Source organism: Bacillus sp. FSL R5-0576, assembly GCF_038004765.1.
GTDB lineage: Bacteria > Bacillota > Bacilli > Bacillales > Bacillaceae > Bacillus > Bacillus subtilis.
Window position 1 is genome coordinate 2,852,027 of the sequence record NZ_JBBORU010000001.1, and the last position, 12,989, is coordinate 2,865,015.

General features: G+C 43.8%; 17 protein-coding genes and 1 riboswitch. Of the genes, 7 read left to right on the forward strand and 10 right to left on the reverse strand.

Going from position 1 to position 12,989, the window contains the following annotated elements; all coding sequences use genetic code 11:
- Positions 1-49: 49 nt before the first annotated feature.
- On the reverse strand, positions 50-1,252 hold the full coding sequence (metK, locus tag NX903_RS14645; RefSeq protein ID WP_003229102.1) for a methionine adenosyltransferase: 1,203 nt from the start codon (positions 1,250-1,252) through the stop codon (positions 50-52).
- A gap of 167 nt (positions 1,253-1,419) precedes the next feature.
- Positions 1,420-1,558: riboswitch (SAM riboswitch) on the reverse strand.
- A 196-nt stretch (positions 1,559-1,754) separates the two neighbouring features.
- Here metK and pckA point away from each other — a divergent pair.
- Entirely contained in the window at positions 1,755-3,338 is a 1,584-nt protein-coding gene (gene pckA, locus NX903_RS14650) for a phosphoenolpyruvate carboxykinase (ATP) (RefSeq protein WP_014480627.1), read from the forward strand.
- A 38-nt stretch (positions 3,339-3,376) separates the two neighbouring features.
- Here the strand turns inward: pckA and NX903_RS14655 are convergent, their stop codons facing one another.
- Complete coding sequence (locus tag NX903_RS14655; protein WP_004398611.1) at positions 3,377-3,619, reverse strand: DUF2584 domain-containing protein; 243 nt, start codon at positions 3,617-3,619, stop codon at positions 3,377-3,379.
- Between the two features lie 51 nt (positions 3,620-3,670).
- Complete coding sequence (locus NX903_RS14660) at positions 3,671-4,444, reverse strand: alpha/beta hydrolase family protein (RefSeq protein WP_086344224.1); 774 nt, start codon at positions 4,442-4,444, stop codon at positions 3,671-3,673.
- 151 nt (positions 4,445-4,595) lie between these two features.
- Between NX903_RS14660 and NX903_RS14665 the strand changes: the two genes are divergently transcribed.
- The 3 genes from NX903_RS14665 to NX903_RS14675 are packed head-to-tail and all read left to right on the forward strand — an operon-like array spanning position 4,596 to position 7,182.
- Positions 4,596-5,600 carry an ABC transporter substrate-binding protein gene (locus NX903_RS14665; RefSeq protein ID WP_024572900.1) on the forward strand — a complete coding sequence of 335 codons (1,005 nt, stop codon included), beginning with the start codon at positions 4,596-4,598 and terminating at the stop codon, positions 5,598-5,600.
- 12 nt (positions 5,601-5,612) lie between these two features.
- A complete protein-coding gene (locus NX903_RS14670; protein ID WP_003229092.1) occupies positions 5,613-6,395 on the forward strand; it encodes an ABC transporter ATP-binding protein in 783 nt (260 codons plus the stop codon).
- Positions 6,370-7,182, forward strand: a complete 813-nt coding sequence (locus tag NX903_RS14675; protein WP_014477740.1) for an ABC transporter permease — start codon at positions 6,370-6,372, stop codon at positions 7,180-7,182. Before NX903_RS14670 ends, NX903_RS14675 begins: the two co-directional genes overlap by 26 nt.
- A 26-nt stretch (positions 7,183-7,208) precedes the next feature.
- On the opposite strand, the gene ytkD is transcribed toward NX903_RS14675, so the two are convergent.
- From ytkD to NX903_RS14690, 3 genes are all read right to left on the reverse strand, one after another.
- Positions 7,209-7,685 carry an RNA deprotection pyrophosphohydrolase gene (gene ytkD, locus NX903_RS14680; protein WP_003229087.1) on the reverse strand — a complete coding sequence of 159 codons (477 nt, stop codon included), beginning with the start codon at positions 7,683-7,685 and terminating at the stop codon, positions 7,209-7,211.
- 209 nt (positions 7,686-7,894) lie between these two features.
- The gene (locus NX903_RS14685; RefSeq protein WP_024573054.1) at positions 7,895-8,299 is read right to left on the reverse strand and encodes a phage holin family protein; all 405 of its coding nucleotides are present in this window, start codon (positions 8,297-8,299) and stop codon (positions 7,895-7,897) included.
- 165 nt (positions 8,300-8,464) lie between these two features.
- The gene (locus tag NX903_RS14690; protein WP_003229083.1) at positions 8,465-8,902 is read right to left on the reverse strand and encodes a Dps family protein; all 438 of its coding nucleotides are present in this window, start codon (positions 8,900-8,902) and stop codon (positions 8,465-8,467) included.
- Positions 8,903-9,030: 128 nt separating this feature from the next.
- On the opposite strand from NX903_RS14690, the gene ytzI reads away from it, so the two are divergent.
- Positions 9,031-9,171 carry a YtzI protein gene (gene ytzI / locus NX903_RS14695; RefSeq protein ID WP_172401336.1) on the forward strand — a complete coding sequence of 47 codons (141 nt, stop codon included), beginning with the start codon at positions 9,031-9,033 and terminating at the stop codon, positions 9,169-9,171.
- Here ytzI and NX903_RS14700 read toward each other — a convergent pair.
- Both NX903_RS14700 and NX903_RS14705 read right to left on the reverse strand, forming a co-directional pair.
- On the reverse strand, positions 9,165-9,602 hold the full coding sequence (locus tag NX903_RS14700; RefSeq protein ID WP_086344226.1) for a FixH family protein: 438 nt from the start codon (positions 9,600-9,602) through the stop codon (positions 9,165-9,167). The genes ytzI and NX903_RS14700 overlap by 7 nt on opposite strands.
- Before the next feature lie 119 nt (positions 9,603-9,721).
- The gene (locus tag NX903_RS14705) at positions 9,722-10,195 is read right to left on the reverse strand and encodes an S-ribosylhomocysteine lyase (RefSeq protein WP_003219361.1); all 474 of its coding nucleotides are present in this window, start codon (positions 10,193-10,195) and stop codon (positions 9,722-9,724) included.
- A 127-nt stretch (positions 10,196-10,322) separates the two neighbouring features.
- On the opposite strand from NX903_RS14705, the gene yidD reads away from it, so the two are divergent.
- Positions 10,323-10,550 carry a membrane protein insertion efficiency factor YidD gene (yidD, locus tag NX903_RS14710; protein WP_003229076.1) on the forward strand — a complete coding sequence of 76 codons (228 nt, stop codon included), beginning with the start codon at positions 10,323-10,325 and terminating at the stop codon, positions 10,548-10,550.
- Here the strand turns inward: yidD and NX903_RS14715 are convergent.
- The gene (locus NX903_RS14715) at positions 10,547-11,110 is read right to left on the reverse strand and encodes a beta-class carbonic anhydrase (RefSeq protein WP_003229074.1); all 564 of its coding nucleotides are present in this window, start codon (positions 11,108-11,110) and stop codon (positions 10,547-10,549) included. The two genes, yidD and NX903_RS14715, sit on opposite strands and share 4 nt — an antisense overlap.
- A 93-nt stretch (positions 11,111-11,203) precedes the next feature.
- Entirely contained in the window at positions 11,204-11,452 is a 249-nt protein-coding gene (locus NX903_RS14720) for a type B 50S ribosomal protein L31 (protein WP_014665094.1), read from the reverse strand.
- A 205-nt stretch (positions 11,453-11,657) separates the two neighbouring features.
- Between NX903_RS14720 and NX903_RS14725 the strand changes: the two genes are divergently transcribed.
- A complete protein-coding gene (locus NX903_RS14725; RefSeq protein WP_086344227.1) occupies positions 11,658-12,989 on the forward strand; it encodes a cytochrome ubiquinol oxidase subunit I in 1,332 nt (443 codons plus the stop codon).

Genomic DNA, 12,989 nt, shown 5'->3' on the forward strand with positions numbered 1-12,989 from the left:
TACAACGATAAAAAAGGGAAAGCCGCTTAACCAGTAAGCGGCTATAAAATTATTCTCCTAACGCTTCTTTACGCAGCTGCTCCGCTTTGTCTGTACGCTCCCAAGGAAGGTCAACATCGTGACGTCCAAAGTGGCCGTACGCAGCAGTTTGTTTGTAGATCGGACGGCGCAAATCAAGCATTTTGATAATGCCGGCAGGTCGTAAATCAAAGTTATTGCGAACAACTTCAATCAGTTTTTCCTCAGAAGCTTTTCCGGAACCGAATGTGTTGATTGAGATTGACACAGGCTGTGCAACACCGATCGCGTAAGCAAGCTGTACTTCGCAAGAATCAGCAAGCTCAGCCGCAACGATGTTTTTCGCAACGTATCTTGCCGCATAAGCTGCAGAACGGTCTACCTTCGTCGCGTCCTTACCTGAGAACGCGCCTCCGCCGTGGCGTGCATAGCCGCCGTACGTATCAACGATGATTTTGCGTCCTGTAAGTCCCGCATCCCCTTGAGGGCCTCCGATTACGAAACGTCCTGTAGGGTTGATGAAATATTTTGTTTCTTCATCAATCAGCTCTTCAGGAACAACCGGATTGATTACATGTTCTTTAATGTTGCGCTGAATTTGTTCAAGTGTAATTTCAGGGTGATGCTGAGTTGAAATAACAATCGCGTCAATGCGGACTGGTTTGTTATTTTCATCGTACTCAACCGTTACCTGTGTTTTGCCGTCAGGGCGAAGGTACGGAAGAATATCTTCTTTACGGACTTCACTTAGGCGGCGGGCTAATTTATGGGCAAGTGAAATTGGAAGAGGCATAAGCTCTTTCGTTTCGTTGCACGCATAACCGAACATTAATCCTTGGTCACCCGCACCAATCGCTTCAATTTCTTCGTCGCTCATTGTGCCTTCACGGGCTTCAAGCGCTTGGTCTACGCCCATCGCGATATCAGCAGACTGCTCATCGATTGATGTTAAAACCGCACAAGTTTCCGCATCAAATCCGTATTTTGCACGTGTGTATCCGATTTCTTTAATGGTTTGGCGAACCGTTTTCGGAATGTCAACATACGTAGAAGTTGTGATCTCTCCGCTTACAAGAACCAAACCTGTTGTCACAGATGTTTCACAAGCAACACGCGCGTTAGGGTCTTTCTTTAAAATTTCATCTAAAATGCTGTCAGAAATCTGGTCACAGATTTTATCCGGATGCCCCTCCGTAACAGATTCTGATGTAAATAAACGACGATTTTTACTCATGATTTGCTTCCTCCTGCACAAGGCCTCCCGAAAGACCTTGTATATATGATACGGAACTCGCTCCCTCTTATACAATGTACAGTTATATTAGAGAATGTTAATTGGCATATTTATGAAATAAAAAAACCTTTTCCATCGAGGAAAGGGTTTGGTCTTTGTGCCTTTCACTCTTATCGCTCAAGGAATCATACAACCTTGCAACAGGTTAGCACCTTGGTTGTCTCACTCAGTTGAACATAATAAATAACAGAGAAACCGGTTGCTGGGCTTCATAGGGCCTGTCCCTCCGCCAGCTCGGGATAAGAGTATCCGCTCAATGAAATATCTTATCGTAAAAGGGTTTGCAATGTCAATATGATTCAGAAGAAATAGGCACCTATATTGAGGGAAAACAATGGAAATGCACACACAAAAAATAATAAATAGTATAGACTATTTGAAAATATATGTTATACTAATTCACAATTAGCAAAACACAAAAAACGATAAAGGAAGGTTTCATATGAACTCAGTTGATTTGACCGCTGATTTACAAGCCTTATTAACATGTCCAAATGTGCGTCATAATTTATCAGCAGCACAGCTAACAGAAAAAGTCCTCTCCCGAAACGAAGGCATTTTAACATCCACAGGTGCTGTTCGCGCGACTACAGGCGCTTACACAGGACGCTCACCTAAAGATAAATTCATCGTGGAAGAAGAAAGCACGAAAAATAAGATCGATTGGGGCCCGGTGAATCAGCCGATTTCAGAAGAAGCGTTTGAGCGGCTGTACACGAAAGTTGTCAGCTATTTAAAGGAGCGAGATGAACTGTTTGTTTTCGAAGGATTTGCCGGAGCAGACGAGAAATACAGGCTGCCGATCACTGTCGTAAATGAGTTCGCATGGCACAATTTATTTGCGCGGCAGCTGTTTATCCGTCCGGAAGGAAATGATAAGAAAACAGTTGAGCAGCCGTTCACCATTCTTTCTGCTCCGCATTTCAAAGCGGATCCAAAAACAGACGGCACTCATTCCGAAACGTTTATTATTGTCTCTTTCGAAAAGCGGACAATTTTAATCGGCGGAACTGAGTATGCCGGTGAAATGAAGAAGTCCATTTTCTCCATTATGAATTTCCTGCTGCCTGAAAGAGATATTTTATCTATGCACTGCTCCGCCAATGTCGGTGAAAAAGGCGATGTCGCCCTTTTCTTCGGACTGTCAGGCACAGGCAAGACCACCCTGTCGGCAGATGCTGACCGCAAGCTGATCGGTGACGATGAACATGGCTGGTCTGATACAGGCGTCTTTAATATTGAAGGCGGATGCTACGCTAAGTGCATTCATTTAAGCGAGGAAAAGGAGCCGCAAATCTTTAACGCGATCCGCTTCGGGTCTGTTCTCGAAAATGTCGTTGTTGATGAAGATACACGCGAAGCCAATTATGATGATTCCTTCTATACTGAAAACACGCGGGCAGCTTACCCGATTCATATGATTGACAACATCGTGACTCCAAGCATGGCTGGCCATCCGTCAGCAATTGTATTTTTGACGGCTGATGCCTTCGGAGTCCTGCCACCGATCAGCAAACTAACGAAGGAGCAGGCGATGTACCATTTCTTGAGCGGTTACACGAGTAAGCTCGCCGGAACCGAACGTGGTGTCACGTCTCCTGAAACGACGTTCTCTACATGCTTCGGCTCACCTTTCCTGCCGCTTCCTGCTCACGTCTATGCTGAGATGCTCGGCAAAAAGATCGATGAACACGGCGCAGACGTTTTCTTAGTCAATACCGGCTGGACCGGGGGCGGCTACGGCACAGGCGAACGAATGAAGCTTTCTTACACTAGAGCAATGGTCAAAGCAGCGATTGAAGGTAAATTAGAGGATGCTGAAATGATAACTGACGATATTTTCGGCCTGCACATTCCGGCACATGTTCCTGGCGTTCCTGATCATATTCTTCAGCCTGAAAACACGTGGACCAACAAGGAAGAATACAAAGAAAAAGCAGTCTACCTTGCAAATGAATTCAAAGAGAACTTTAAAAAGTTCGCACATACCGATGCCATCGCCCAGGCAGGCGGCCCTCTCGTATAAAAAACAAAAGCCAAGAGCAATTATGCTCTTGGCTTGTTTTAATTGACGGAATGCAAAGAAGTCAGCTTGTATGTAATGATGGTCCGGCCTTCTTCCCATTGAAGCTTCTGCACTTCAGCTGTGCCTGACTTTTCGCCAAACTTTGTTTTGCGTACATCCATTGGAATCTCCATCGGATATACTCGGTATCCGTCCTTCTCTAACGTGAATATATTTTCATCTATGCGAACTTCTTTTCCTTTTGTCACAATCAGTGTATTAAATTCAACAGGCATTCCCAAAGTGAAATCCCCTTTCGTTCTCTTTTTTCTTTATCATAACATATTTCACTGTCAGCGGTTTTTCATCCATTGTGTGAGCTGCCGTACGATACGCCGGTTTTCTTTTGGCGGGAAATAATGTGTGAATGTACTGTAGTACCATGTCTCCACCGGCTTATGCAGTTGTTTTAGCTTCTCTTCAAATAAATAGGAATGCTGAATCGAAACATTTTGATCTTTTTCTCCATGGATTAACAGCACGGGAGCCTGAATTTTGTTTACTTGGTCAAACGGTGTCCTCCATTGATATTCCTCAGGCACCTTTTTCGGTGTTCCGCCGATGACTCTTTTCATCATTCGCCGCAAATCCTGCCGCTCCTCGTATGTAAGAATCATATCACTGACGCCTCCCCAGGAAACAAATGAAGCTGCCTGCCTGCCCATTTCGATAGCAGTAAGCATTCCCATAATTCCGCCGCGGGAAAAGCCGAAGATGTGGACTCTATCCTTCTTGACATTTGGGTGCTGCTGAAGCAGGCGAAAAGCAGAAAATGCATCCTCCCTGTCTTCTCCGGCAAAATCCTCATTGCCTTCTCCTCCTTGATTTCCTCTGTAAAAAGGAGCAAATACCACAAACCCTTGGGATGCAAACTGGATAATCCGGCCTGGCCGAACCATGCCCACGCTTTTAATCCCGCCGCGCAAATATAAAAATCCGTCATATTGTCCCGGTTCCGCCGGCTCAGCCAGAAGCCCCTTAACCCGTAATCCATTTGACAGGTAGCAGATCGTATACAAACGCACATGCTGGCTCGGCGACGGAAATCTACTTTTCTCTACAATCAAAACAGCCGCCTCCTTTTTTTCTATATGCTTTCCTTACTCCAAAATTACATCCGGAGAACCTGGTTAGGCATTCACACATTTTTATACCCATCATACGATATGTAAAGCAAAAAAGGATATTAACTTGATGCGAAATAAGGAGGTTGTCTATGTGAACAGATGGTTAAGGCTGGGCTTCGCCTGTGTCGGCAGTATCTTTCTCATGATCGCCCTGGCGGCTTGCAAGCAGGAAGAAACGCTCACCAAAGTCAAAGTAGCTGAAGTGACCCATTCAATTTTTTACGCACCTTTATATGTTGCTGAGTCTAAAGGTTTTTTTAAGGAAGAAGGGCTTGATGTCGATGTGAATACGACCTGGGGCGGAGACAAAACGATGACATCGCTTCTTTCCAACGGCTCCGACATCGCGCTTGTCGGGTCAGAAACATCTATTTATGTCGAAGCGCAAGGGGCTAAAGATCCCGTCATTAATTTCGCCCAGCTGACTCAGACAGACGGAACGTTTCTTGTCGCGAGAGAAGATGTTGAACACTTCGACTGGGATCAGCTGAAAGGAAAAACGTTTCTCGGCCAGCGAAAAGGCGGCATGCCGCAAATGGTCGGCGAGTATGTGCTGAACAAACATAAGATTGACCCGCATAAGGATATAGACCTCATCCAGAACATAGACTTCGCCAATATTGCCAATGCGTTTGCTTCTGGAACCGGTGAGTATGTACAGCTCTTTGAACCGCAGGCTTCTCTCTTTGAGAAAAAAGGCATCGGCCATATCGTGGCTTCATTCGGAGAAGAATCAGGAGAGGTTCCTTATACGACTTTTATGGCGAAACAAAGCTATTTGAAGAAAAATGAAAGCACAGCCGTAAAGTTTACAAAAGCCATTTATAAGGCGCAGCAGTGGGTTGAAAATCATTCTGCGAAGGACATCACAGATGCCATTAAAGATGAATTTGATGATACCGACCCAGACGTCATCGAAACATCCATTGAACGCTATAAAAAACAGCATTCATATTCGCCAGACCCTCTGCTTAACGAAAAAGAATGGGAGCTTCTCCAAACCATTATGGATCAATCGGGAGAACTGCCGAAGCACATTCCATACAATCAGCTTGTAAATAAAGAAATTGCTGAAAAAGTCACCTCGGAGAAATAGGAGGCGCCATCTATGTCTTTCTTACATGTCGACCATGTAACCCATACTTATTTTTCTATTAAAGAAAAAACAACGGCTGTGCGGGATATTCATTTCGATGCCGAAAAAGGCGATTTCATCTCATTTCTCGGTCCAAGCGGCTGCGGAAAAACAACACTGCTTTCCATTATTGCCGGTTTGATTGAGCCATCAGAAGGCAGAGTTCTGATTGAAGGCCGTGAGCCGAATCAAAAAGAACATAATATTGGCTATATGCTTCAGCAGGATTACTTATTTCCCTGGAAATCTATCGAGGAAAATGTGCTTCTCGGTTTAAAAATCGCCGACACGCTGACAGAAGAAAGCAAAGCCGCTGCACTCGGTCTATTGCCGGAGTTCGGCCTCATAGATGTGGAGAAAAAATATCCGAAAGAGCTGTCAGGCGGGATGCGCCAGCGGGCTGCGCTTGCAAGAACACTTGCGCCTAACCCTAGTCTGCTTTTGCTGGATGAGCCATTTTCCGCGCTTGATTTTCAGACAAAGCTGTCTTTAGAAAACCTGGTATTCCGCACATTAAAGGAATATCAAAAAACAGCAGTGCTTGTCACTCATGATATAGGGGAAGCGATAGCGATGAGCGATACGATCTTTTTATTTTCAAATCAGCCGGGCACCATCCATCAGATTTTTACCATTCCTAAGGAATTGGCCGCGATGTTGCCTTTTGACGCCCGTCAGGAACCTTCCTTCCAGACACTGTTTCAAACGATATGGAAGGAGCTGAATTCTCTTGAGAAACAGCAAAGAAACCATTGATCTGCTTCACGAGCAGTATCAATTCAAACAGAAAAAGGAAAAGTGGAAGGTCCATTCCTTTCAGCTTGCCATATTTATTCTCTTTTTCTCGGGCTGGGAAACCTCCAGCAGGCAGGGCTGGATCGATCCGCTGATCTTCAGCTCTCCATCAGCTGTGTGGCGATTATTGCTGGAGAAACTTGGTGACGGTTCTTTACTGTCACACATCGGCGTCACTTTATTTGAAACGGTGCTTGGCTTTTTGCTTGGGACGTTTATGGGCACGTGCCTCGCCGCTTTGTTATGGTGGTCTAACCGACTTGCCAGAATTTTAGATCCGTATCTTGTAATTTTGAATGCAATGCCGAAAGTGGCCCTGGGCCCGATCCTGATTGTCGCGCTCGGTCCCAGTTTTATCAGCATCATTGCGATGGGAGCCATCATCAGCGTCATTATCACAACCATCGTTGTCTATACCGCCTTCCAGGAGGTCGACGAAAACTATACGAAAGTCATGAAAACATTCGGCGCAAAAAAGTGGGTTATTTTTAAAGAAGTCATACTGCCTGCATCCTCCCCCGCGATTATTTCAACACTAAAAGTGAACGTCGGTTTATCATGGGTTGGCGTCATTGTAGGGGAATTCCTCGTTTCGAAGGTCGGATTAGGATATATGATTATTTACGGATTCCAAGTCTTCAATTTTACACTCGTCTTCTTAAGCCTGCTGATCATCGCCATCTTCGCCACTCTGATGTATCAGGGCGTCGAGCTGCTGGAAAAGAAATGGACGAAGGGGAGGACATAAAAAACCCGGCACATGTGCCGGGTTTTTTATTCAATCCATCCAGATTCTTTCAGTTTTTTCAAACTGATCGGAAGTACGGAATCCTTCATAATAAAGCTGAATTTTTTATTGCGGGAAAGGTTCTCCGGAAGCTCGTGAAACAAAACCGGGCCTTTCGTTTCAAAGTAATCAGCTTGCTTTTCAAGCTTTTCTATATCTGCAAAATATATATTTTTCACAATCACTTTTTCTTTTCCGAGAACTTTATACTGTCCGAGATACTTGAGGCTTTTGACTCTCGCGCCCGTCTCTTCCTTTACTTCCCGGAGCGCAGCCTCTTCTGCGCACTCCATCGGCTCTACTTTCCCGCCTGGAAACTCATAGCCTCTGTCCTCATGTTCTGTTAAAAGCCATTTGCCGCCAAAACGGCAAATCACCCAGACATGCTTCGGGCTGTCCGAGAAAGGCTGATCGTCAAAGGAAAGCTGAACAGTATTCTGATAATAATCTTTAAACTCGTACATGTTTATCCCTCAAATCCGTTCCTAGCTATCTTCCATACATCATACCACAGTTACGTTTCTTCGGAAGCCTTTTATCAAAAAATAAGGGAAACCCAGCACGCCGTCAGGTTCTGCATGCAGACTAGCTCGTACAGTTTTTTTGCGATAGCTTTTGCCGAAAAGTGCGACCGACGCTCTGGGCTTTATTATGACCCGCGAACAGGGAAAAGTTACGGTTTGCGCTTAAATTTATTTTTTAACGTTTCTAAAAGATCGACAAGCATCTGAGGAACCGGTATGCCAAGAGAACTGGCTGTCACAACAATTTGCACAGATTCATAAAGAATATAAAACATAATAGCCAAGTCACGAATTGATCCCTCTGTATTCAGCAGCTGATCAAAAAAGTGGCATACAGAGATCAGAGCCAGCGTGACTAATTTTTTGACAAGCCGGGCAAATATCTTCTTAAACGACAGTTTGTGAATAATCGTTTCCTTCAAAGTCGTACTGATAAATTCAATTGCCATAAGAGAGAGCAAAATCAGAAATGAATACTGAAAACCTCCAAAGAAAAAACCCGCTGCTGAAACGCTGACTGCTATTAACGAAAAGATGCCAAAGTCTCTATCCATTTATCCCAACATCCTTTCACAGAAACGGCCTTACGATATTCTATGGAAAACAAGCCGAACGGATTGGATTTTTCAGAAAAATGGACTGGTTGTCGCCTATTTTTCAGATACAAAAAGAAAAGCCGGACGTCTTTTTTAAGACATCCGGCCGTTCTATTTTTGAACTTAACCTAGGTAAGCTTTTAGCATCCAGTTATGTTTTTCAATATTTTGATGGATCGCAAGAAGCATGTCCCCTGTTGTTTCGTCACCGACTTCATCAGCTAAATCCATGCCGTTTTTCAGCTCTTCCGCGATGACTGTGAAATCATCATATACGCTTTGAACCATTTGTTCAGCTGTTTCATTTCCAGCCGCTTCTTTGACAGAAGCCGTTTCTAAGGATTCCTTCATTGTTGCAATCGGTTTTCCGTTCAGCGCCAAAAGACGTTCTGCTAAGTCATCAATATAAGTTGCTGTTTCGTTGTACAGCTCCTCAAACTTTTCATGAAGAGTGAAGAAATCTTTTCCTTTCACATACCAGTGATAATTATGTAGTTTCACATACATGACCGTCCAGTTGGCTACTTGTTTGTTCACTGCTTGAATCAATTGTTCTGACATGGTATCTCCTCCTTGTTATATGACTATGTATACCCTTAATATCGTACGCTAAAACCTCTTTTTTACCCTTATCTGTCACGATTTCTTCTATTATGCTACAATTGTTAAAAAACGGGAGGTGGAATGTCATGACGCTTCTCATTACGATAAGTATTTTGATTGTGCTGGCTGTTTTGATTGTAACCATTTGGACGACTGTAAAAGCCTATAATGTAAAGCATACCATTGATCCACCACAAGAAAATCACTCTGATTCACACAATCAATGATGATGTGAATGCTCCTCTTCTGACTGATTGCTGGCAGCATCGGCGTCTCCGACTTGGACTTTTAAGGTCGGCATGCTATGCTGTTTTTTTGCTGTGACATGGGATTGGACAGTGTATACACCATCTTCCTTAAACGTCGTTTCCAATCGGTATACGCCTTTTTCTTGTTTCGCCTTAAACATTTGGCTGGCGTCTTTTTCCCCTTCTTTCCATACTTCAAACTCTACTTCATCGGCATCCGTCACAGCTTCATCACCATATGATATGGCTGCTTCATAAGCAGCGCTTTCTCCGGGATTTACTTTTTCAGGCCCGGTCAGCTTGACATCCAAAACCTCGGGGGTCTCAGCTGTATTTGCTTTGCTTTCACCAGATCCGCATCCATTAAGCAAAAAAGCAGAAAAAAGCAGAACAACCAACATCTTTTTCATGCCATCACCCTTTCATCGTTTACCTAAATAGTAGCAAACGCTTACAGCAAATGGTACACAAAATATGAGACGTCACAAAAAAGACCTTTTTGCTTAAGCGCAAAAAGGACCTTTCTATTTTAGCCAAATACTTTTAGCAATTCTTCTTTATCCTGTGAAAGCCAGAAACGCATTAAACGTTTAGCACCTTCCAGATCATGAAGCTTCGCTTGGCCGCACTGCTTTTCATTCGCAGCTGGTATTTCTGTAATCTCTACCGCTTCCTTCATTGTGTCTTCAAGCAGATCAACGATTTCCGCTGATGTCGGCTCTCCGCTCACAACTAGATAATAGCCTGTCTGGCAGCCCATTGGAGAAATATCAATGATATCAAAATGATCGTATTTCTCAGCGTGAGAACGAATCGTAAACGCGAGCAAATGCTCAAGTGTGTGAATGGTGTCAGGCTTCATCGCCTGTTTATTTGGCTGGCAAAAACGAATGTCAAATTTATTGACAACGCCGTCTGTTCCTACTTTATGCACGCCGCAATGTCTTACATATGGAGCAACAACCGCATTATGATCAAGCTCAAAACTTTCTACTGAAGGCATAATGGCACTCTCCCCTTTTTTAAAATGTAATTTCATTATAACATACTTTTCCGATAAGAATTATTGATTAACTTTTCAATCTGTGTTTTTTTTCTTATACTTGCATCAGAAAGGTTGCTGAAGAAATATGAAAACCCTATTCATCGCTTTGATCAGAGGATATCAAAAATTCATCTCACCCCTGACGCCGCCAACATGCCGCTTTTATCCGACCTGTTCCCAATATGGAATCGAAGCGATTAAAACGCACGGCGCTTTAAAAGGCGGATGGCTGACAATCAAACGGATTTTGAAATGCCACCCGTTCCATCCGGGAGGAGTCGATCCCGTTCCTGAAAAAAAACAAAAACATTAATTGTTATAGCCGTTTACGATAAGATCCAGTTTTCCTGTTTTAGGATCAATGACTAAGCCATGGACCGGAACGTTTTCCGGGAACAGCGGGTGATGTTTAATAACGTCTACGCTGTCTTTCACACTCGCTTCCACTGAATCAAAGCTTTTAAACCATTGATCAAAGTCTACACCGGAGTACTTTATTGTTTCGATGCGTTCTTCCGGAATCCCTCTTGCTTTGATTTTTTCAAGCATGCTTTTGCTGCTGATTTTGCTCATGCCGCAATCGTGATGCCCGATCACACACACCTCATCTGCATTCAGCTCGTACACTGCGACGAGTATACTTCTCATGATGCTTCCGAATGGGTGTGTCACAAGCGCACCGGCACTTTTAATGATTTTCACATCACCATTTCGCAAATTCATCGCATGCGGCAGCAGTTCAACCAGACGAGTGTCCATGCAAGAAAGAATCGCCATTTTTTTATCTGGAAATTTTGATGTTTGATACTTTTCATACTCTCTTTGTTCAGTAAATGTCTTGTTAAATTCAAGAATATCATTTAGAAGACTCATGTTCGTTGTCCCTTTCTATTCTTTTTACTCTTCAATATATCACAACCCTTGTTTATTCGTCATAATAAAAAAAGACAAACCCTCTGGTCTGCCTTATTTCCCCATGTTATAGCGTTTTTTGAACTGCTCAACTCGTCCGCCTTTTTCATTGAATTTCTGGCGGCCTGTATAAAACGGATGCGTGTCAGAACTTACCTCTACTTTAATGACAGGATATGTGTTTCCGTCTTCCCACTCTGCTGTTTCATTAGATGTTTTCGTAGAGGTGCTGAGAAAACGGTAGCCGCTGTTGACATCCTGAAATATCACTTTGTGGTTCTTCGGATGAATTCCTTCTCTCATGTGTATCTCCTTTCAATAAATCGTAATAATTACGTTTTATTTTATAACCTTACAAACGTTTTGTCAATCTTCTTATATCCTTCCCTCTGTTTTCGCATCGTAAACCTCATGGCATTTAAGAATAGGAAGAATAATCTAACCGAGGAAGCAAATAATAAACCCAAAATACATACAGAACGTCTTTTTAGAAAGGTGGTTTACGATTGTGGATGATTTAGTTTTGGCCAGAAGCCTCTTTGGCACGACAATGGGCTTTCATATCATTTTCGCAACGCTTGGAGTCGGTCTCCCGCTCATGATTTTAGTGGCGGAATTGATCTATCAAAAAACGAAAGATGACCATTATGCGATCATGGCGAAAAGATGGACGAAAGCACAAGCCGTTTTGCTGGGGGTCGCCATACCGACCGGAACGATCGCGGGCACTCAGCTCGCGCTTTTATGGCCGGGATTTATGGAAGTCATCGGCCGGGTGATGTCCCTGCCATTTCAAATTGAAATCTATGCTTTTTTTGTTGAAGCCCTTTTCATGTCGATTTATGTATACGCTGCAGACCGTTTGTCACCTGTAATGAGGATTGTTGCTGTTTTCTTTGTGTTAGTCGGGGCAGCAGCATCCGCTGTTCTGATTACGAATGTTCACGCTTTTGAAGGTACGCCCGCCGGTTTTAAAATCTTAAACGGAAAAATTACAGATGTTGACCCGTGGGCTGCGTTTTTTAATCCTAGCTTTTTTATCACTGCCGGCCATGTCGTGCTGTCCGCGTTTATGACCGGTGCGTTTATCGTGGCTTCTGTTGCGGCGTATAAAATGATCCGGACGAGGAAAAAGGAAAAGGTCTATCGCTTTCACCGGAAAGCCCTTTTGCTCGCACTGACGATCGGCGGTATTTTTTCATTGCTGACCGCATTGAACGGACACGAATCTGCACAGATGCTGTACGAATACCAGCCCGAAAAATTAGCCGGTGCGGAAGGCCTGTTTGAAACAAGATCCCACGCCCCGCTCGCTATCGGCGGTTTTACCGACCCGAATGAAGAAAAAGTAAAATGGGCAATCGAGATTCCATGGGCTTTAAGCTTTTTGGCAGCGAACCGTTTTGACACTGTTGTAAAAGGATTAAATGCATTTCCGAGAGATGAATGGCCGCCGCTTTTCATTCACACGCTGTTTAATGCGATGGTCGGTGTAGGCATGCTGCTTATTCTTTATTCTATTATTGGTGTGGTCTGGAGAAAGGTGCTCAAGAAAGACCGTTTCCCAACGTGGCTTTTGGTCATTTTCATGACAGCAGGCCCTTTTAGTCTCATCGGCATTGAATTCGGCTGGATTTTCGCATGTACGGGGAGGCAGCCTTGGGTCATCTATCATTTGCTGAAAACGTCAGATGTCGTAACAACGACTGGCTCGATCGGGGTGCTGTTCTTATTTTTCACATTTGTTTATGCCGTGTTAGGCGCAGCTGTCGTCTACGTGCTGCTGTATTATTTCCGCAAGCACCCGGTTGACGAAGATTTAAATACAGCGGAGTCGTAA